14 protein-coding genes are annotated in these 18,479 nt (G+C 70.3%); 4 read left to right on the forward strand and 10 right to left on the reverse strand.

What is annotated here, in order from left to right; translation table 11 throughout:
- Nucleotides 1–120 precede the first annotated feature (120 nt).
- The 3 genes from NHL60_RS11730 (at nt 121) to NHL60_RS11740 (ending at nt 3,669) form a co-directional block, all read left to right on the forward strand.
- Nucleotides 121–2,088 (forward strand): DNA topoisomerase III, encoded by a 1,968-nt coding sequence (locus NHL60_RS11730; protein ID WP_253443480.1) that lies wholly within the window; start codon nt 121–123, stop codon nt 2,086–2,088.
- On the forward strand, nt 2,085–3,029 hold the full coding sequence (locus NHL60_RS11735; protein WP_253443482.1) for a ketopantoate reductase family protein: 945 nt from the start codon (nt 2,085–2,087) through the stop codon (nt 3,027–3,029). The genes NHL60_RS11730 and NHL60_RS11735 overlap by 4 nt, the downstream gene beginning before the upstream one ends.
- Nucleotides 3,030–3,102: 73 nt before the next feature.
- Nucleotides 3,103–3,669: a hypothetical protein gene (locus tag NHL60_RS11740; protein ID WP_253443484.1), complete on the forward strand. Its 567-nt coding sequence runs from the start codon at nt 3,103–3,105 to the stop codon at nt 3,667–3,669.
- Between the two features lie 140 nt (nt 3,670–3,809).
- Here NHL60_RS11740 and ppc read toward each other — a convergent pair whose 3' ends face one another.
- Genes ppc through cysM form a run of 5 tightly spaced genes read right to left on the reverse strand, consistent with a single transcriptional unit; the run spans nt 3,810 to nt 11,990 of the window.
- Entirely contained in the window at nt 3,810–6,458 is a 2,649-nt protein-coding gene (ppc, locus tag NHL60_RS11745; protein WP_253443485.1) for a phosphoenolpyruvate carboxylase, read from the reverse strand.
- A complete protein-coding gene (mazG, locus tag NHL60_RS11750; RefSeq protein ID WP_253443486.1) occupies nt 6,455–7,345 on the reverse strand; it encodes a nucleoside triphosphate pyrophosphohydrolase in 891 nt (296 codons plus the stop codon). Before mazG ends, ppc begins: the two co-directional genes overlap by 4 nt.
- Nucleotides 7,342–9,618 carry a GTP diphosphokinase gene (relA, locus tag NHL60_RS11755; protein WP_253443487.1) on the reverse strand — a complete coding sequence of 759 codons (2,277 nt, stop codon included), beginning with the start codon at nt 9,616–9,618 and terminating at the stop codon, nt 7,342–7,344. Before relA ends, mazG begins: the two co-directional genes overlap by 4 nt.
- Nucleotides 9,611–11,092, reverse strand: a complete 1,482-nt coding sequence (locus NHL60_RS11760; protein WP_253443488.1) for a TRAM domain-containing protein — start codon at nt 11,090–11,092, stop codon at nt 9,611–9,613. Before NHL60_RS11760 ends, relA begins: the two co-directional genes overlap by 8 nt.
- 1 nt (nt 11,093) lies before the next feature.
- The gene (gene cysM / locus NHL60_RS11765; protein WP_253443489.1) at nt 11,094–11,990 is read right to left on the reverse strand and encodes a cysteine synthase CysM; all 897 of its coding nucleotides are present in this window, start codon (nt 11,988–11,990) and stop codon (nt 11,094–11,096) included.
- 117 nt (nt 11,991–12,107) lie between these two features.
- Here cysM and NHL60_RS11770 point away from each other — a divergent pair, with 117 nt between their 5' ends.
- The gene (locus NHL60_RS11770; RefSeq protein ID WP_253443490.1) at nt 12,108–14,795 is read left to right on the forward strand and encodes an ATP-binding protein; all 2,688 of its coding nucleotides are present in this window, start codon (nt 12,108–12,110) and stop codon (nt 14,793–14,795) included.
- Nucleotides 14,796–14,798: 3 nt separating this feature from the next.
- Here NHL60_RS11770 and NHL60_RS11775 read toward each other — a convergent pair whose 3' ends face one another.
- The 5 genes from NHL60_RS11775 to rnc all read right to left on the reverse strand — a co-directional run bounded on the left by NHL60_RS11775 (nt 14,799) and on the right by rnc (nt 18,424).
- Nucleotides 14,799–15,176, reverse strand: coding sequence for a holo-ACP synthase (locus NHL60_RS11775; RefSeq protein WP_253443491.1), 378 nt, complete (start codon nt 15,174–15,176; stop codon nt 14,799–14,801).
- A 17-nt stretch (nt 15,177–15,193) separates the two neighbouring features.
- On the reverse strand, nt 15,194–15,979 hold the full coding sequence (pdxJ, locus tag NHL60_RS11780; RefSeq protein WP_253443493.1) for a pyridoxine 5'-phosphate synthase: 786 nt from the start codon (nt 15,977–15,979) through the stop codon (nt 15,194–15,196).
- A gap of 133 nt (nt 15,980–16,112) precedes the next feature.
- A complete protein-coding gene (recO, locus tag NHL60_RS11785; RefSeq protein ID WP_253443495.1) occupies nt 16,113–16,823 on the reverse strand; it encodes a DNA repair protein RecO in 711 nt (236 codons plus the stop codon).
- The gene (era, locus tag NHL60_RS11790) at nt 16,824–17,723 is read right to left on the reverse strand and encodes a GTPase Era (protein WP_253443497.1); all 900 of its coding nucleotides are present in this window, start codon (nt 17,721–17,723) and stop codon (nt 16,824–16,826) included.
- Nucleotides 17,720–18,424 carry a ribonuclease III gene (gene rnc, locus NHL60_RS11795; RefSeq protein WP_253443498.1) on the reverse strand — a complete coding sequence of 235 codons (705 nt, stop codon included), beginning with the start codon at nt 18,422–18,424 and terminating at the stop codon, nt 17,720–17,722. Before rnc ends, era begins: the two co-directional genes overlap by 4 nt.
- Nucleotides 18,425–18,479 lie beyond the last annotated feature (55 nt).

An 18,479-nucleotide genomic window follows, 5' to 3' on the forward strand; every position in this document is an offset into this window, starting at 1 on the left:
ATGGGTGATGGTCAGCGGTCAATAGTGATACAGGAATTGTACATCATAAGAGCGAAATGACACCTGGCCAATCGGGATCGACACTGGAAGAATCTCTATATCGATGCCGACGAGTCCGCCATGCGCCTGATCATCGCCGAGAAACCCAGTATGGCCCGGGCCATTGCCGCCGCCCTGCCCGGCGCTCCCCGCAAGCAGGAGGGCGCCATCGCGGCGGGGGATACCCTGGTCACCTGGTGCCTGGGCCACCTGCTGGAGCAGGCCCCGCCCGACGCCTACGACCCGGCCCTCAAGCAGTGGCGCCTGGACACCCTGCCGATCCTCCCCGACCGCTGGAAGCTGACCCCTCGCCCCAAGGCGCGCGGCCAGCTGGCGGTGATCCGCCGGCTGCTCAAGCAGGCCCGGGAGGTGGTCCACGCCGGGGACCCGGACCGGGAGGGGCAGCTGCTGGTCCAGGAGGTGATCGAGCACCTGGGCTGGAAGGGGCCCGTCCTGCGGCTGCTGGTCAGCGACCTCAACCGCCCGGCGGTGCAGCGCGCCCTGGCGCGGCTGGAGGATAACGCCCACTACCGCCCCCTCTACCGGGCCGCCGAGTGCCGCGCCCGGGCCGACTGGCTCTACGGCATCAACCTGACCCGGGCCTGGACCCTCACCGGGCGCCAGGCGGGCCACGACGGCGTGCTCTCGGTGGGCCGGGTGCAGACCCCGGTGCTGGGCCTGGTGGTGCGCCGCGACGCCGAGATTCGCGACTTCACGCCGCGGCCCTTCTTCGTGCTCTGGGCGGACCTCGCCGTGGCCCGGGGCCGCCTGCGCGCCTGGTGGGCTCCCGGCGAGGGCCACCCCCAGGACGACCAGGGCCGACTGCTCGAACGCGAGCCTGCCGCGGCCCTCGCCGAGCGCCTGCCCGGCGCCGAGGGGCGACTCACCGCCCTCGCAACCCAGGAGAAGCGCCAGCCCGCCCCCCTGCCCTATTCGCTCTCGGCGCTGCAGGTGGACGCCGCGCGGCGCTACGGGCTCTCCGCCAAGGCGGTGCTGGATACCTGCCAGGCCCTCTACGAGCGCCACCAGCTGATCACCTACCCCCGTTCCGACTGCCGCTACCTGCCCCAGGAGCACTTCGCCGCCGCCCGGGCCACCCTGGAGGGCGCCTGCCGGGCGGACGACACCCTGAGCCGCTGGCTGGCCGGGGCCGACTTCTCGCGGCGCTCTCGCGCCTGGAACGACAAGCAGGTGGGCGCCCACCATGCCCTCGCCCCCACCGGCCGCCCCATGGAGCCGGCGCGCCTCTCGGCCACCGAGGCCAATGTCTACCGGCTGATCGCCCGCAACGTCCTGGCCCAGTTCTATCCTGCGCTTTCCACCCGGGAGGTGAAGGCGGAGTTCACGATTCTGGACGAGCGCTTCCGCGCCCGAGGGCAGGAGATCCTCGAGGCGGGCTGGAAGCCGCTCTTCACCACCCGGGACGAGGCACCGCCGCTGCCGCCGCTGACCGAGGGCGAGGCGTGCCGGGTCGACGAGACCGGCGTGGAGGACCGCGAGACCCGCCCCCCGGAGCCCTTTACCGACGCCAGCCTGATCAAGGCGATGATGAATATCGCCCGCTACGTGGAGGACCCGGCGGTGCGGCGCACCCTGCGCGAGCACGACGGCCTGGGTACCGAGGCCACCCGGGCCGGCATCATCGAGACCCTGGTGGAGCGTGGCTACCTGGTTCGCCGCGCCAAGGCGCTGCGCGCCACCCGCCTGGGCAGCGCCCTGATCGCCTCGCTGCCCGAGGCCGCCGGACGGCCGGAGCGCACCGCCCTCTGGGAGCAGCGCCTCTCGGCCATCGCCGAGGCGACGGCCGAACCGGCCCCCTTTCTTGCCGAGCTGGTGGAGGACCTGCGCCGGCTGCTGGCCCACGCCGACGCCGCCGGGCTGCGCCGGTCCCTGGCCGAGGCCAGGGGCGAAGAAGCGGCCGCGGCCTCGACGGCTCGCAGCGCCAGCCGTTCGGGGCGCACTCGCTCCGGCAGCGCCCGCAGCGGGCGAACCGCAGGCCAGAACCCCAGGGGCAAGCGTCGCCCCGCTCGCCGCCGGAGCCCCTCATGACCCCTCTGCCCCACCACTGGATCATCGGGCCTGGCGCCCTGGGCCGCCTGATCGGCCTGCGCCTGGCCACGTCGGGCAGCCGCGTCACTCTGGCCGGCCGCCGCCCCCTGCCCGAGCGGCAGACGCTGATCACCCCCGAAGGGACGCGTCTCGACGCCACCCTCTTCACGACCACTCTGGCCAACCTGGCAGGCACCCCCGACGTCGTGCACCTGACCACCAAGGCCTACGGCGCCGAGGGCGCCCATGCCGCCCTGGCTCCCCGTCTCCCGGCGGGCACCCCCCTGGTGCTGTGGCAGAACGGCTTCGGCTGCCAGCCCCGACTCACGGCGCGCCACGACGGACCCGTGCTGTGCGCCACCACCACCGAGGGGGCCTTCGTGGAGGGCGACGACCGAGTGGTCCACGCCGGCCACGGCGAGACCCTGATCGGGGATCTCTCCCCCTCGTCGAACGCTGCCCATGGTGAGCTGGCCCGCACGCTGGCGTCCGCGCTGACCCAGGCCGGCCTGCCGGCGCGGACGGTGGACGATATCCGCCGGCGACTCTGGCAGAAGCTCGCCGTCAACGCCGCCATCAACCCCCTGGTCGCCCGCTTTCGCATCCTCAACGGGGAGCTGCGTGCCCCCCGCTACCGCCCCCTGGTGGAGTCGCTGATCGCGGAGGTGGCCGCCATCCTCGCCGCCGAGGGCATAGACCCGCCCGAGGGCCAGGGAGCGCCGGGCTGGCAGGCCCTGGTGTGGCGGGTCATCGAGGGCACCGCCGGTAACCGCGCCTCCATGCTGCAGGACGTGCTGGCCGCTCGCCCCACCGAGCACGAGGCAATCCTCGGCCCCCTGCTGGACGCCGCCGACGCCCACGGGCTCCAGGCCCCGGGACTGGCCGAGCTGGCCGCCTGGCTGCGCCAACGGGAGCTGGCGGGCATCGGAAACTGTTGCTAGGCTACAGGCTTATCCATCACTCGCCCTGCGGCCCCGCCATCGCCGGCCCGGCCGCAGCGCAAGGAAAGGAATCATGAAAACGGGTTCCGCCTTCGCTCTCCTGCTGGCCCTGGCCGTGATGGCCGCAGCCCCCCCGGCCAGCGCCGACGACACGCCCTCCTTTGCCGGCCAGGACGCCGAGCTGATGCGCCTCGACAACGGCGTGGTGATCGAGGGGCGCGATATCGATACGCCGGATGGCTACACCTCCGGCTTTCGTCTGATCGCGGGCTACTCCCCCTTCCAGCTGCCGAGGCTCGACCTCGCCGCGGAGTTCAGCTATCGCCAGAGCGATGAGGTGCCGACCCGCCTGGGCGAGCAGCAGCTCCTGATCAACTCGGTAAGCGTGGGCGGCAGCCTGATGGCCGGGGTGCGCATCGGCCGGCTGGGCCTCTACGCCAAGTCGGGCGTGGCGGGCTGGGAGGGCGACGCCGTGATGCCCCGCGATGCCCTCAATACCGCCGGCACCACCCGCGTCACCGGCCTCGGCGCCCGCCTCCAGTTCGAGCGGGTGGTAAGCCGGCTGGAGCTGGAGGAGTTCGACGCCCCGGACATGGCCCACCTCAACCTGCTGACCGCCTCGCTGCATATTCCCTTCTAAAGCCGTAAGCTGGAAGCTGGAAGCTGGAAGCTGGAAGCTGGAAGCTGGAAGCTGGAAGCTGGAAGGCAGCGTGAAACCTCAGCCGCTCGGGTCAAGGTTTTTTCTTCCAGCTTCAAGCTTATGACTTCAAGCTCTAGTGCCTACCCCGTATTGCGCAGCCCCGCGGCGATGCCCGCCATGGTCACCATCAGCGCCCGAGAGAGATCGGCGCTGATCGCCCCGTCGGCGTCCCGGTTACGCTGCAGCAGCTCCGCCTGGAGGCCGTGGAGCGGGTCGATATAGGGGTTGCGCACCGCGATGGCCTGGCGAATCAGCGGCGTCTTCTCCAGCAGCTCCTCCTGCTCCAGGATCTCCAGCAGCACCTCGTGGAGCTTGCCGAAGCGCTCGCGCAGCCGCTCCCCCAGGGCCTTGAGCGCCGGCTCGTCCACCAGGCGGTGCTCATAGTAGGCGGCGATGCCCACGTCGGCCTTGGCCAGCAGCATCTCCAGCATGTCCAGATAGGTGCCGAAGAAGGGCCAGCGGTCACGCATCTCCTGCAGGACCTCGCGGCCGCCCTCCTGCTCCAGGCGCCGAGCGAAGGCCTCGCCGCTGCCCAGCCAGGCCGGCAGCATCAGGCGGATCTGGGTCCAGGCGAAGATCCAGGGAATGGCGCGCAGGGTCTCGACGCCGCCGTCCTGGCGCCGCTTGGTGGGCCTCGAGCCCAGAGGCAGCCGCCCGAGGGAGCCTTCCGGCGTCACCGCTCGGAAGTAGGGCACGAAGTCGGGATCCTCGCGCACCACGCCCACGTAGGCGCGGTGGGCCACCTCGGCCAGGCGGTCCATCTCCTCGCGCCAGTGGGGCTCCGGGTCCGGCGGCGGCAAGAGGGTCGCCTCCAGCACCGCACAGGCGTAGATCTCCATGGAGCGCAGGGCGATCTCCGGCTGGCCGAACTTGAAGCGGATCATCTCGCCCTGCTCGGTGACCCGCAGGCTGCCGTTCACCGAGCCCGGGGGCTGGGAGAGAATCGCCGCGTGGGCGGGGCCGCCGCCGCGACCCACGGTGCCGCCGCGGCCGTGGAAGAGGGTCAGGTCGACTCCCTGGCGCCGGCACACCTGCACCAGGGTCTCCTGGGCGCGATACTGAGCCCAGGCGGCGGCCAGCTGGCCGGCATCCTTGGCGGAGTCCGAGTAGCCGATCATCACCTCCTGGCGGTCGCCGGTCAGCGTCCGGTACCCGGGCAGGGAGAGCAGGCGGTCGATGACGTCACCGGCATGGTTGAGGTCATCCAGGGTCTCGAACAGCGGCGCGATGGGCAGCTTGACGTCGCCCCCCACCTCCTTCATCAGCAGCGCCACGGTCAGCACGTCGGAGGGCTGGCCCGCCATGGAGATGATATAGGTGCCGAGCGCCTCGGCCTGTTCGCTGGCGATCACGCGGAAGGTGTCGATCACCTCCCGGGACTCCGTGGAGCACTCCCAGCGCCGCGGAATCAGCGGCCGCCGGGAGGCGAGCTCCTCGAGCAGGAAGGCCTGGCGCTGCTCCTCGCTCCAGTCGCGATAGTGGCCGAGCCCCAGGCCGTCGGTGAGCTCCTCCATCACCTGGGCGTGGCGGCTCGCCTCCTGGCGGATATCGAGCTTGGTCAGGGTCACGCCGAACACCGCCACCCGGCGCAGGGTATCGAGCAGGGCGCCGTTGGCGATGGTGTCGAGGCCCACGTCGCACAGCGAGCGGTAGCAGGTGAGCAGCGGCGCGAAGAGCTGGTCGCGGCTCTCGATGATGGGGCCGCCGTCGAAGGGCTTGCCCTCCAGGCACGCCTTGGCCCAGTCCCGAGTCGCCTCGACCCGGGCCAGCAGGCGGCGCAGCAGCTCCCGATAGGGCTCGGCGACCTCCCCGACCTCGGCCTTCAGGGCGCTGTTGGCCTTCCACATGGAGAGCTCGGCCTTGAGCTGCTCGAGGTCGCGCAGGTAGAGATCCGCGGCCATCCAGCGCCCCAGCAGCAGCACCTCCCGGGTGACCCGGGAGGTGACGTTGGGGTTGCCGTCCCGGTCGCCGCCCATCCAGGAGGCGAAGCGGATCGGCGCGGCGTCCAGGGGCAGGCGCTCGCCGGCGCTCTCCAGCAGCAGGTTGTCCAGGTCGCGGTGGAAGTCGGGCACCGCCTGCCACAGGGAGTTCTCGATCACCGCGAAGCCCCACTTGGCCTCGTCCACCGGGGTCGGGCGCTCGTGGCGGATCTCGTCGGTGTGCCAGGCCTGGCTGATCAGCTCCTCCAGGCGCCCCTTGGCCCGGGCGCCCCGCTCCGGGTAGTCCGGGGAGGACTCGATGGCGCTCAGGCAGTCGTCGATGGCGTCGTACTTCTGAATCAGGGTACGGCGGATGACCTCGGTGGGGTGGGCGGTCAGTACCAGCTCCACGCGCATGCCGGCCAGGGTCTCCACCAGCTTGCGCGGCGTGTTGCCGGCCTGGCGGGCACGGGCCAGCAGCTCGCTGAGCACCGGCTGGCTGCCGGGCCGGTAGTCCTCCACCCGGCGAAAGCGGGCCCGATAGTGCTGCTCGGCAATATTGGCCAGGTTGAGAAACTGATTGAAGGCCCGGGTCACCGGCAGCAGGTCCTGATCGGGCAGCCGACGCAGGTAGTCGATCAGCTCCCGTTGGCTGCTGCCGTCGCCCTGACGCCCGCGCTTGGCAAAGCCGCGGATGGTCTCGATCTTGTCGACGAAGCCACCCCCCAGGTCGTCGGCGATGGTGCGCCCCAGGCTGTCGCCCAGGATGCGAACGTTGTCGCGCAGGGATTCGTGCAGATCATGGCTCATGGCCGAGAGTCTCCCGGAGTCTTGCCCGCCGCGGCGGGGCATGCAGATGATGGGAATTCCAGACGTTTGGCGGCCTGCCAGTGGCGCTCCATGGCGGCGAGATCGGCCTCGCCCGGGGCCAGCCCGTCGGCCGCCAGCGCCGCCTCCAGGTGGCGGAAGCGGCGCTCGAACTTGGCGTTGGTGGCGCGCAGGCACCGCTCGGGGTCGGCCTTGAGAGTGCGCGCCAGGTTGGTCACCGCAAAGAGCAGGTCGCCCACCTCCTCGACGGCGTGGTCATGGTCGCCGGCGGCCAGCGCCTCCTCGACCTCGTCGAGCTCCTCGCGGATCTTGGCGACCACCCCGCGGGCATCGGGCCAGTCGAAGCCGACCCGGGCGGCGCGCTTGGAGAGCTTGGCGGCCCGGCTGAGGGCCGGCAGGGTGCGGGGCACGTCATCGAGCACCGAGGACAACGCCTCGCCGGACGCCCGGGCGGCGCGCTCCTCGGCCTTGAGACTCTCCCACCGCGAGTGCACCTGGCGGCTCTCGATCTCCTCGGCGCTTACCCCGGGCGGGCGCCGGGAGGCCAGGGTGCCGTCCGGGAACACATGGGGGTGGCGGCGCAGCATCTTGTCGGTCAGCACCTGCACCACGTCGTGGAAGTCGAAGCGCCCCTCCTCCTCGCCAAACCGGGCGTAGTAGACCACCTGGAAGAGCAGGTCGCCGAGCTCGCCGGGCAGCTCCTCCCAGGCGCGGCGCTCGATGGCGTCGGCCACCTCGTAGGCCTCCTCCAGGGTATGGGGCACGATGGAGTCCCACCCCTGCTTGAGGTCCCAGGGGCAGCCCTGCTCGGGGTCGCGCAGCACCGCCATCAGGGTCAGCAGGTCGTCGAGGTCATGGCGATGGCTCATGTGCCCTTCCCCTTGCGCTTGCCCGCCTTGGCGCCGCTGCGCAGCCGGCGCACCTCGATGACGTTGGAGAGCTGCTGGATGCGGGAGAAGAGCCGGCCCAGGGTCTCCAGGCCGTCCACCTCGACCGTGATGCGCATGCGGGCGATGCCGTCGTCGGTATCGGTCAGGGTGTTGACCGCCAGCACATTGACCTTCTCGTTGCCGAGCACCCCGGTGACGTCGCGCAGCAGGCCGGAGCGGTCCCAGGCCTGGACCTCGATATTGACCGGATACTGGGTGCGGGCCCGCTCGCCCCACTCCACCTCGATGATGCGCTGGGGCTCCTCCAGGCGCAGCTGCAGGATATTGGGGCACTCCTGGCGATGCACGGTGACGCCGCGCCCCTGGGTGATAAAGCCGACGATGGGCTCGCCGGGCACCGGATGGCAGCAGTTGGCCATGCTGGTCTTGAGGTTGCCCACCCCGAGCACGGTGATATCGCTCTGCCCGCCCTTGCCCGGCGCACGCCTGGGCTTGGCCAGCAGGCGGTCGAGCTGCTCCTGGTCGTCGTTCTCGCCGAACAGCTGCTGGGCCTGGTGCAGCACCTGGCCGATGCGCAGGTCGCCGGCCCCCAGCGCCGCATACATGTCGTCGGGGCTCTGGTAGTTGACCTTGCGCGCCAGGGTCTCGAGGTCCATGTCCTCCAGATCGAGGCGCTTCATCTCGCGCTCGAAGAGCGCGCGCCCCTCCTCGAGGTTCTGGTCCCGGGCCTGGTGCTTGAACCAGGCCTGGATCTTGGCCCGGGCCCGGCTGGTGCGCACATAGCCGAGGCTCGGGTTGAGCCAGTCGCGGCTGGGCCCCCCCTTGCTGGCGGTGAGGATCTCCACCTGCTGGCCGGTCTTGAGCCGGTAGGTGAGCGGCACGATGCGGCCGTTGACCTTGGCGCCCCGGCAGCGGTGCCCCACCTCGGTGTGCACCCGATAGGCGAAGTCGATGGGGGTCGCGATGCGCGGCAGGTCGATGACGTGACCGTCAGGGGTAAAGACGTAGATGCGGTCCGGCGCGACATCGCTGTTGAGCCCCTCGCTCAGGTCGCCGAGTTCGCCGACCTCCTCCTGCCACTCGAGCACCTGGCGCAGCCAGGCGATCTTCTCCTCGTAGCTGGAGCTCTTGGCCTTGGTGTCGTGGCCCTTGTAGCGCCAGTGGGCGCAGACCCCGAGCTCGGCCTCCTCGTGCATGGCAAAGGTACGGATCTGGATCTCCAGCACCTTGTTCTCGGGGCCGAGCACCGCGGTATGCAGCGACTGGTAGCCGTTCTTCTTGGGGTTGGCGATGTAGTCGTCGAACTCGTTGGGCACGTGGTGCCAGCGGGAGTGCACCAGCCCCAGCACGGTGTAGCAGTCGGCTACCTCGGGCACCAGGATGCGCACCGCCCGAATGTCGTTGACCTGGGAGAAGTCGATGCGCTTGCGCTTCATCTTGCGCCAGATCGAATAGATATGCTTGGCGCGGCCGTCGACGTCATAGCGGGGTATCCCCTGGGCCTCGAGCATGCCCTTGAGGGCATCCACCACCTCGACGATATAGCGGTCGCGGTCGAGGCGCTTCTCGGCCAGCTGGCGGGCGATCGCCTTGTAGTCGTCCTCGTGGAGGTAGCGGAAGGAGAGATCCTCCAGCTCCCACTTGAGATGGCCGATCCCCAGCCGGTGGGCCAGGGGCGCATAGATGTCGAACACCTCCCGTGACACCCTAAGCTGCTTCTCCCGGGGGGCGTCCTTGACCTGACGCAGGGCGCAGGTACGCTCGGCGATCTTGATCAGCGCCACGCGCACGTCGTCGATCATGGTCACCAGCATCTTGCGCAGGTTGTCCTGCTGGTCGTGCTGGCTCATCTCGTGACTGGGCAGCTGGGTAGTGCTGATCGCCGCCATCTGCAGCACCCCGTCGATCAGCCGGGCCACCTCCTGGCCGAACTGCTTGCCGACCGCCTCGATGCCGACCAGCCCCTCCCGCACGGCCCGGTAGAGCACCGCGGCCTCCAGGGTCGCCTGGTCGAGCTTGAGCTCGCCGAGGATATCGGCCATCTCAAGCCCCATGCGAAAGCTGGAGCCGTCCTGGAGCCAGGCACGATGGGAGCGCCCGGACTCACCCTCCAGCCGCTCGGCCAGCCGGCAGGCCTCGCGCATCTCGTCGGGGTCGCGCAGCTTGACGTCCTCCTGCAGCCGCTCGATCCAACGTTCGATGTCGACCTGCCCCGTCGCGGTCAGGGGCTGGTCCTCTCGGACTTTAACCATCGGGTGACGCTCCTTGCCGCCGCTGTCCCTCCCCGGGGAGCTCGAACAGCAGCATCGATTCCAGATGTGAGGTGTGCACGAACATGTCGGCCACAGCAGCGCGCGTGACCCGATATCCCCCATGCACAAGGCGTGCCGCATCCCGCGCCAGGGTGGCCGGATCGCAGGCGACATAGAGCACTCTGGGAACCCGCGCGGCCGCCAGGGCCAGGACCGCCGGCTCGGCGCCCTCTCGAGGCGGGTCCAGCACCACCACCTCGGGCCCCACCTCGTCGAGCAAACGGGCCACCGCTCCCGCCTGCGCCAGGTCGGCCTGACGGGACTCGACCCTCGGGACGCGCGCACCGGCATCGAGCCGCGCACCATGGCGGGCCGCGTTGTCGGCCAGCCGCTCGACCATGGCCGGGCTGCCCTCCACGGCGGTGACCGAGGCGCCGGCCGAGGCCAGCGGCAGGCTGAAGTTGCCCACCCCGGCGAAGAGGTCGAGCAGCGGCGTCCCCTCCAGGCCCGTCAGCCACTGCAGCGCCGTGGTCACCATCTGCCGATTGACCTCGGCGTTGGCCTGCAGGAAATCTCCGGGGGCGAAGCCCAGGGTCAGCTCACCAGTGGCGGAGGCGTCGGCAGCCGAGGGGACACGACAGCTCAGCGCCGGCGCCGGGGTAAGCCACTCGAGCCTGGGCGACTCGCGACCGACCAGCCAGGCCAGGTGCAGGGCGTGGCCGGCGGCGAAGGCCTCCCAGCGGCCGCGATCCTCACCATGGGGCTTGAGCTGGCGCACCACCAGCACCGGCCCCTGGTCGCTGTCGAGCAGCTCCAGGTGGCCGACCTGACGCGGCGCCGAGAGCGACGCCACCTGCTGGTGCAGCGGCGCCAGCAGCGCTCCCAGCTCGGGCACCAGTATGGTGCACTGCTCGATATCCACCAGCCGGTGGCTGTGGCGAGCCCTGAAGCCGAGGTGAACGCCGCCCTCGGCGTCCACCTTGACGCCCAGGCGAGCGCGGCGGCGATAGCCGTCGCTGGCGCCGGCCAGCAGCGCCATATCGTCCGGCACCTCGACGCCCTGGCGGGCCAGCAGGTCCCGCAGCACCGCCTGCTTGTGGCGGCGCTGGGCTGCGACCTCCAGGTGCTGGAGGTCGCAGCCGCCGCAGCGGGCATAGTGGGGACAGGGGGGCTCGGCGCGCTCCGGCGATGCCTCCAGCACCTCGCGCAGGTGGGCCTCGTCGAAGCGCTTGCGGGTGCGGTGCACTGCGACCTCGACCCGCTCGCCGGGCAGAGCCCCCTCCACAAAGAGCGCCTTGCCGGCGGCATCGTGGGCCAGGCCGCGCCCGTCGTGGGCCAGCCGTTCGATGATCACGCCAGCGGTGCCGTCAGCGCCCCCCTGGCGCCCGGGAGCGGACTGCGGCGCCTGACGCCCCTGGAGGCCCGAGACTCCCGACCGTTCACGGCGCGGCCGCCGCTTGCCCAGCATGGCCATCTCAAGCCTCCGGGGCGAACAGGCCGGTGGAAAGGTAGCGGTCGCCACGGTCGCAGACGATGAAGACGATCACCGCATTCTCGACCTCCTCGGCGATGCGCAGGGCGCCCGCCAGGGCGCCGCCGGAGCTGACCCCGGCCAGGATGCCCTCCTCCCGGGCCAGGCGGCGCATATGCTCCTCCGCCTCTCGCTGGCCGATATCCAGGACGCGATCCACGCAGCTGGCATCGAAGATGCTGGGCAGGTACTCCTGCGGCCAGCGGCGAATGCCGGCGATGCTGGCGCCGTCCTCGGGCTGCAGACCGATGATCTGCACCTCGGGGTTGCGCTCCTTGAGGGCCCGAGAGACGCCCATGATGGTGCCGGTGGTGCCCATGGAGCTGACGAAATGGGTCACGCGGCCCTGGGTCTGCTCCCAGATCTCCGGGCCGGTACCGCGATAGTGGGCCAGGGGATTGTCGGGATTGGCGAACTGGTCCAGGCGCTTGCCCTCGCCCCGGGCCAGCATCGCCTCGGCGACGTCCCGGGCCTCTTCCATGCCCCCCGTCTTGCTCACCGTGATCAGCTCGGCGCCGTAGGCGGCCATGGCCTGCTTGCGCTCCTCGGAGGCGTTCTCGGGCATGATCAGCACCATGCGATAGCCCTTGATGGCCGCCGCCATGGCCAGGGCGATGCCGGTATTGCCGGAGGTTGCCTCCACCAGGGTGTCACCGGGGGAGATCTCCCCGCGCGCCTCGGCCTGCTCCAGCATGGAGAGCGCCGGGCGATCCTTCACCGAACCCGCCGGGTTGTTGCCCTCCAGCTTGGCCAGCAGCACGTTGTTGCGGCCGGCGGTGATGCGCTTGAGGCGAACCAGCGGCGTATGGCCGACGACCTCCTCGATGGTGGGAAAATGCATGCAACCTTCCTTGTGGAAACGGGTTTTCAATCATTATATCCGTGCCACCGCGGGGTGGACAGGCGCGCCCCCCCGGCTGTGTCATACTGAACGCCATCTTCTCCAGAGAGCCCGTCGATGTCACTGAAGTTGCGCCTGCTGCTGACGACCCTGGTCGTTCCCTGGCTGCTGATGGCGCTGTTTGCCGCCGTCACCCTGAGCCTGCACCGCGCCGAGCACGTCACCCGGCTCGAGGAGCGGCTGACCCGCGCCGTCGAACTACTGCTGCCGAGCCTGGGGGAGGCGGTCGCCTTCGACGACCCCCAGCGCCTCGAGGCCGCCGCGGCTCCGCTGCTCAGCCTCGAGGTGGTGCGCGCCCTGGGGGTGGCGGGGCCGGACGGGGCGCTGGAGGTGGAGCTGGGCAGGCTCAGGCCCCTTCCCGAGGCCCAGGGCGCGGGCCCGCTCTGGATCGAGAAGCGCGACACCCGCTGGCAGCTGTCGGCGGCGCTTCCCGGCGCCGAAGGCGATCGGCTGATACTGGATATCGACGCCAGTCCCGTGATACTGGGCCACTACCGCCAGGTGGGGATCACCGGCCTGCTGCTGGGCGCGGCGCTGCTGCTGCTGGGAGGGCTCTTCTCGGTCACCTATCGGCGCCTGCAGCGCCCCCTCGCTAGCGCCGACGAGGCCCTGGCTCGGCTGGCCCTGGGCGAGAGCATTCCCCAGCAGCCCCTCCGCCCCGGCGAGCTCGCCGGCCTGACCGGGCGCATCAACGCCCTGGCCGACTTCCTGGACCAGGCTCGGCTGGAGACCCAGCGCCAGATCGAGCAGGCCACCGCGGAGCTCGAGGAGTCCATGGAAACCATCGAGGTGCAGAATATCGAGCTCGACATCGCCCATCGACGGGCCGTGGAGGCCAACCGGATCAAGTCGGAGTTCCTGGCCAACATCAGCCATGAAATCCGCACCCCGCTCAACGGTATCATCGGCTTCTGTCACCTGCTCGAGCGCTCCCCCCTCGAGCCACGCCAGCGAGAGTGGCTCGACCACGTGCAGCGCGCCTCGGGCAACCTGATGCTGCTGGTCAACGATGTCCTCGACTTCTCGCGGCTGGAGGCCGGCCGCCTGGAGCTCGAACGGCTGCCCGTCGACATGGTGGCGCTGGTGGACGAAGTGCTGGCCCTGCAGGCGCCGCTGGCCCATCAGAAGGGACTCGACCTGGTGGGCCTGGTCTATGACGACGTGCCCGCCTCCCTGACCGGCGATCCGATGCGCATCCAGCAGGTGCTCACCAACCTGGTCCATAACGCCGTCAAGTTTACCGAGCAGGGTGAGGTGGTGGTGCGGGTCATGGTGGAGCAGTCCGACCCCGGCCGGGTGACCCTGCGCATTACCGTGGTCGACACCGGCATCGGCCTCTCCATGGAGCAACAGCGGCGACTCTTCCAGGCCTTCCGGCAGGCGGAACCCAGCCACTCCCGGGAGTTCGGCGGCAGCGGCCTGGGACTGACCATCTGTCGCCAGCTGGTGGAGCAGATGGGCGGTGAGATCGGGACTCAGAGCAAGCCGGGTCAGGGGGCCACCTTCTTCTTCACCCTGGTCCTGGAGGGCAGCGAGACCCTGCTGCGCGAGCCGGAGCTGCAGCTCGATGGCCAGCGGGTACTGATCGAGGAGCCCCATGCCGCCACCCGACGCGCCCTGCACCACCTGTTCACTCGCTGGGGGGCCCAGCCCATGGACGCCCTCCCGCCAGGAGAGTCCCCTGCCCTGCTGGTCGCCAGCCTGCCCAGCCCCTCGATGACCTCCACCGACGCTGCCGCCTGGCACCATAGGCTCGTCGAGCTAGAGTGCCCGGCCCTGCTGCTGGCCAGCGCCAGTCCCATGGACCTGCCCGATCTGGTGCTGCCCCATGGTGGCGAGGTCCTGGCCAAGCCCGTCTCCCGAGCCACCCTGGCCAGTGTCACTGGTGCACTGATGGGCGGACCGTCGGCCAGCAGCGGCGAGCCGGACGGCGCCACCCCGGAGTCGTCCCCCCTGCGCCTGCTGGCTGTGGACGACAGCGACTCGAACCGCCTGCTGCTGCGTGAGCTGCTGGCGGGACCGGACCTCGAGATGACCCTGGCCGCCAGCGGCGAGGAAGCGCTGACGCTGGCGCGGCAGCAGACCTTCGACCTGGTGCTGATGGATATCCGCATGCCCGGAATGGACGGGGTCGAGACCACCCGAGCCCTGCGCCGCCTGGGGCCGACCTGGCGGCGCACCCCGGTGGTGGCGGTGACGGCCCATGTGCTGGAGAAGGAGCGGCAGCGCCTGCTGGCCAGCGGCCTTGACGACGTCCTGGTCAAGCCGGTGGACACCGCCCAGCTGGGCGAAGTGCTCTATCGCCACCTCGGCATCCACTCCTCGGACAACCGCAAACCGGCCCTGCCGGTCCTCGCCGAGGAGCCCAGCGAGCCGGCACGCCGTGATGATGGCGAGCTGCCCACCGTGGACCTGGAGCTGGGTACCCGCCTGGCGGCGGGGCGAGGGGACCTGGCGCGCCAGCTGCTGGTGCAGCTGGCGGAGAACCTGCCGGAGAGCGAAGCGGCCATCGAGCGGGCCCTGAACAACGGCGACAATGAGGCGCTGCTGGACGCCATCCATGGCCTGAACGGCGCCTGCCGCTACTGCGGGGCCCCGCGACTGGGGCTGATCGCCGAATCCCTGGAGACCCGGCTGCGCACGGGGGGCCGTGAGGGGCTGGAGCCGCTGCTGCAGGACCTGTTCTGCGCCATGTCCGACCTGCGCGAGTGGGCTCGCCGCGAGGCCCCCGCCTCCCGGGCCTGAGCCCTAGCCTTCGAGAATCACGAAGGCGACCGCCAGAAGGTCCTCGTCGCTGATCGAGAGGTGGGTGGCCCGCACGCCGGCCGCCTCGGCCAGGTCCTGGGCCTTGCCCGAGAGGCGCAACGCCGGGCGCCCCAGGGCATCGTTGGTGACCTGGATCTCCGTCCAGCGCATGCCCAGCCTCAGGCCGGTACCCAGCGCCTTGACGAAGGCCTCCTTGGCGGCGAAGCGCTTGGCCAGGTAGGCCGCCGGCGCGGGATGGCCAGCCAGCCGCTCCCGCTCCAGCTCGCCCAGCAGGCGCAGCGCCAGGCGCTCGCCGTGGCGCTCCAGGGCCTGCTCGAAGCGCGCGACGCGGGCGATATCGGTACCGATGCCGAGGATCATGGCGCCGATCTCAGCCGTCAGTGGTGGTGATCATCATGGTCATGCTCCTCCAGCGAGGCCAGGAAGCCCGCCTCCTGGCCGGCAATGGCCAGCCGCTTCATCTCGGCCACCGCCTCCTTGAGGCCGACGAAGAGCGAGCGTGCGATGATCGCGTGGCCGATATTGAGCTCGTGAATGCCCGGAATCGCGGCGATGGCCTCCACGTTATGATAGTTCAGCCCGTGGCCGGCATTGACGGTCAGGCCGAGCTCCAGGGCCATCTCCGTCGCCGCGGCCAGCCGCGCATGCTCCCTGGCCGCCGCCTCGCCGGTCACCTCGGCATAGGCGCCGGTATGCAGCTCGATCACCGGCGCGCCGGCGCGGAGTGCCGCCTCGATCTGGGCGGGGTCGGGGTCGACAAACAGCGATACCTCGCAGCCCACCGCTGCCAGGCGCGCGCAGGCCGCGGCGATGGCCTCGAAGCCGCCGACCACGTCCAGTCCACCCTCGGTGGTCAGCTCCTCGCGCTTCTCGGGCACCAGGCAGACATGGGCCGGACGCACCTCCTCGGCCAGGCGGATCATCTCCTCGGTGACCGCCATCTCGAGGTTCATGCGGGTGTTGAGCACCTCGGCCAGCAGGCGTACATCGCGCTCCTGGATATGGCGACGATCCTCGCGCAGGTGCACGGTGATGCCGTCGGCGCCGGCCTCCTCGGCTAGCAGCGCTGCCTGGACCGGGTCCGGATAGCGGGTACCGCGGGCCTGGCGCAGGGTGGCGATATGGTCAATATTGACGCCGAGCAGGATGCGCGGAGGATGCATGATGTTCTCCTAAAGGCGGGAAGGTATGCTGCAAGGGTAAAGCGAGAAGCTGGAAGCTGGAAGCTTGTGATGTCCGGAACCCACATCAAGAGTTTTCTTCTAGCTTCCAGCCGCGAAGCGGCGCTCTTCAAGCTTACAGCTCCGGGCGCAGCCCGGTCCGGCGGCGCTCGGCAAGCTGGCGCATCAGCTCCCGAGAGCGCAGGGGGCGTGCGCCCAAAAGCGGCGCCAGGGCCGCCCGGGCCACCGCCTTGGCGGGGCCGGCAAGGCCCGGGGCATCCCAGTCACCGGCCGCCAGCAGGCGCAGGGTGCGGCCGTCCAGCCCCGGCTGCCCGGGACGGAAGGCGCGGCTGGCAGCGTCGAAGACATAGCGCGCCTGGGGATCCAGCTCGCCGCCCTCCGCCGTGGCGAAGCGCGGCATGGCGTCCAGCGACTCCAGCAGCGCCGCCTCCAGGCGGCGCAGCCCGCCGGCCCGGGCGTCGGGACGCGGCAGCGCCTCGAGCAGCGCCGTGTAGAAGGCGAAGACCTCGGCCACCGGCAGCTCCACCGGCAGGGTGCGGGTCAGGAGCTCATTGGCATAGAGGCCGCACAGCAGCCCCTCTCCGGCCAGCAGCGCCACCGACCCGCGACTCTCCATCAGCCGCAGGCGCTTGAGCTCCCCCTCCCCCGACCAGGTCACATGCAGCGGTGCGAAGGGCTGCAGGCGGCCCCGGGAGCGCGAGCCGGGGCGCTGCACCCCCTGGGCCACCGCCCGCACTCGCCCGTGGTGCAGCGTCAGCAGCTCCACCAGGGCGCTGGTCTCGCGATAGGGGCGCTTGTGCAGCAGGAAGGCGGGTTCGGGGGTCATTCAGTCGAGGTTGTAACCCAGGCTCTTCAGCGCCCGCTCGTCATCGGACCAGCCGCGCTTCACCTTGACCCAGAGGTTGAGCATCACCTTGGCGCCCAGGGCGCGCTCCATGTCCAGGCGCGCCTCGCGACCGATGCTCTTGATGCGCTCGCCGTTCTCGCCGATCAGGATCTTCTTCTGCCCCTGGCGCTCCACCAGGATCAGGGCGCTGATATGCACCACCCGCCCCTCGTCGCGGAACTCCTCGATCTCCACGGTCATCTGGTAGGGCAGCTCGTCGCCGAGCTGGCGCATCACCTTCTCGCGCACCAGCTCCGCGGCCAGGAAGCGCTGGCTCTTGTCGGTGACCTGATCCTCGGGGAAGAAGTGCACGCTCTCGGGCAGGTGCTTGGCCACCTCGGCCTCAAGCTCCGGCACGTTGGTGCCGTGCTTGGCGGAGATCGGTACGACCGCCGCGAAGTCGCGCTTGGCGCCGATCTCTTCGAGCCAGGGCAGCAGGCTCGTCTTGTCCTGGAGACGGTCCACCTTGTTGACGGCGAGGATCACCGGCGCCTTCACGTGCTCCAGGCGCTTGAGGACGATCTGGTCCTCCTCGCTCCAGCGGGTGCGGTCGATGATGAAGACCACGCAGTCCACGTCGCGCAGGGCCTGGGTGGCGGCCTGGTTCATGAAGCGGTTGATCGCCTTGTTGCGATCCTTAGCCATGATATGGATGCCGGGGGTGTCCACATAGATGAACTGCGCCTCCCCCTCGGTCTTGATGCCCATCACCTGGTGGCGGGTGGTCTGGGGCCGCCTCGAGGTGATGGAGATCTTCTGGCCTAGGATGCGATTCATCAGCGTGGACTTGCCAACGTTGGGGCGACCGACGATGGCCACGAAACCACAGGTCTGGGTCATGAGCGGACTCCCTGAGCGTTTGTTCTGGCGGGTTCGAGCAGCGCCAGCGCCTTCTCGGCGGCCTGCTGCTCGGCGTGGCGCCGGCTGGCGCCCACGCCGACGGTGTGCTGGGGCAGCACCTCCACATGGCACTCCACGGTGAAGGTCTGGGCGTGGGCCTCGCCCTCCACGTTGACCACCTCATAGCGAGGCAGCGGCGACTGGCGCGACTGCAGGAACTCCTGCAGGCGGGTCTTGGGATCCTTCTGGGTGTCCTGCAGGCTGGTGCTCTCGAGCCGCGCCGCGTACCAGGCCAGCACTCGCACCCGCACCGCCTCCATCCCCGCATCCAGGTAGATGGCGCCAATGACCGCCTCGACGGCGTCGGCGAGGATCGACTCGCGGCGGTGGCCGCCGCTCTTCATCTCGCCGGAGCCCAGCCGCAGGTGCTCGCCGAAGCCCATCTCCCGGGCCAGCTCGGCCAGGGTCTGGCCCTTGACCAGCCGCGCACGCAGCCGGGAAAGCTGCCCTTCCCGGGCATCGGGGAAGCGCCGAAACAGCGCCTCGGCAATCACGAAGTTGACGATGGAGTCGCCAAGAAACTCGAGGCGTTCATTGTTCTGGCCACCGGCGCTGCGATGGGTCATGGCCAGCTCCAGCAGGGCGGGATCCCTGAAGGTATGGCCGAGGCGCCGACTGAAGGCGTTGAGGGAGTTGCTCACGTAGGTCCTGTTGTCTGATGGCTTGTCCGCCCGGCCTAGGTGACCGGCTCGGGCG

This window comes from Halomonas sp. Y3 (assembly GCF_024137965.1).
GTDB lineage: Bacteria > Pseudomonadota > Gammaproteobacteria > Pseudomonadales > Halomonadaceae > Halomonas > Halomonas mongoliensis.

Coding starts and splice junctions, on each gene's coding strand:
- pdxJ (WP_253443493.1), bottom strand. CDS start 15,979: ATGCATCCTCCGCGCATCCTGCTCGGCGTCAATATTGACCATATCGCC.
- NHL60_RS11775 (WP_253443491.1), bottom strand. CDS start 15,176: ATGATCCTCGGCATCGGTACCGATATCGCCCGCGTCGCGCGCTTCGAG.
- NHL60_RS11770 (WP_253443490.1), top strand. CDS start 12,108: ATGTCACTGAAGTTGCGCCTGCTGCTGACGACCCTGGTCGTTCCCTGG.
- ppc (WP_253443485.1), bottom strand. CDS start 6,458: ATGAGCCATGATCTGCACGAATCCCTGCGCGACAACGTTCGCATCCTG.
- NHL60_RS11760 (WP_253443488.1), bottom strand. CDS start 11,092: ATGGCCATGCTGGGCAAGCGGCGGCCGCGCCGTGAACGGTCGGGAGTC.
- relA (WP_253443487.1), bottom strand. CDS start 9,618: ATGGTTAAAGTCCGAGAGGACCAGCCCCTGACCGCGACGGGGCAGGTC.
- cysM (WP_253443489.1), bottom strand. CDS start 11,990: ATGCATTTTCCCACCATCGAGGAGGTCGTCGGCCATACGCCGCTGGTT.
- era (WP_253443497.1), bottom strand. CDS start 17,723: ATGACCCAGACCTGTGGTTTCGTGGCCATCGTCGGTCGCCCCAACGTT.
- mazG (WP_253443486.1), bottom strand. CDS start 7,345: ATGAGCCATCGCCATGACCTCGACGACCTGCTGACCCTGATGGCGGTG.
- recO (WP_253443495.1), bottom strand. CDS start 16,823: ATGACCCCCGAACCCGCCTTCCTGCTGCACAAGCGCCCCTATCGCGAG.
- NHL60_RS11730 (WP_253443480.1), top strand. CDS start 121: ATGCGCCTGATCATCGCCGAGAAACCCAGTATGGCCCGGGCCATTGCC.
- NHL60_RS11735 (WP_253443482.1), top strand. CDS start 2,085: ATGACCCCTCTGCCCCACCACTGGATCATCGGGCCTGGCGCCCTGGGC.
- NHL60_RS11740 (WP_253443484.1), top strand. CDS start 3,103: ATGAAAACGGGTTCCGCCTTCGCTCTCCTGCTGGCCCTGGCCGTGATG.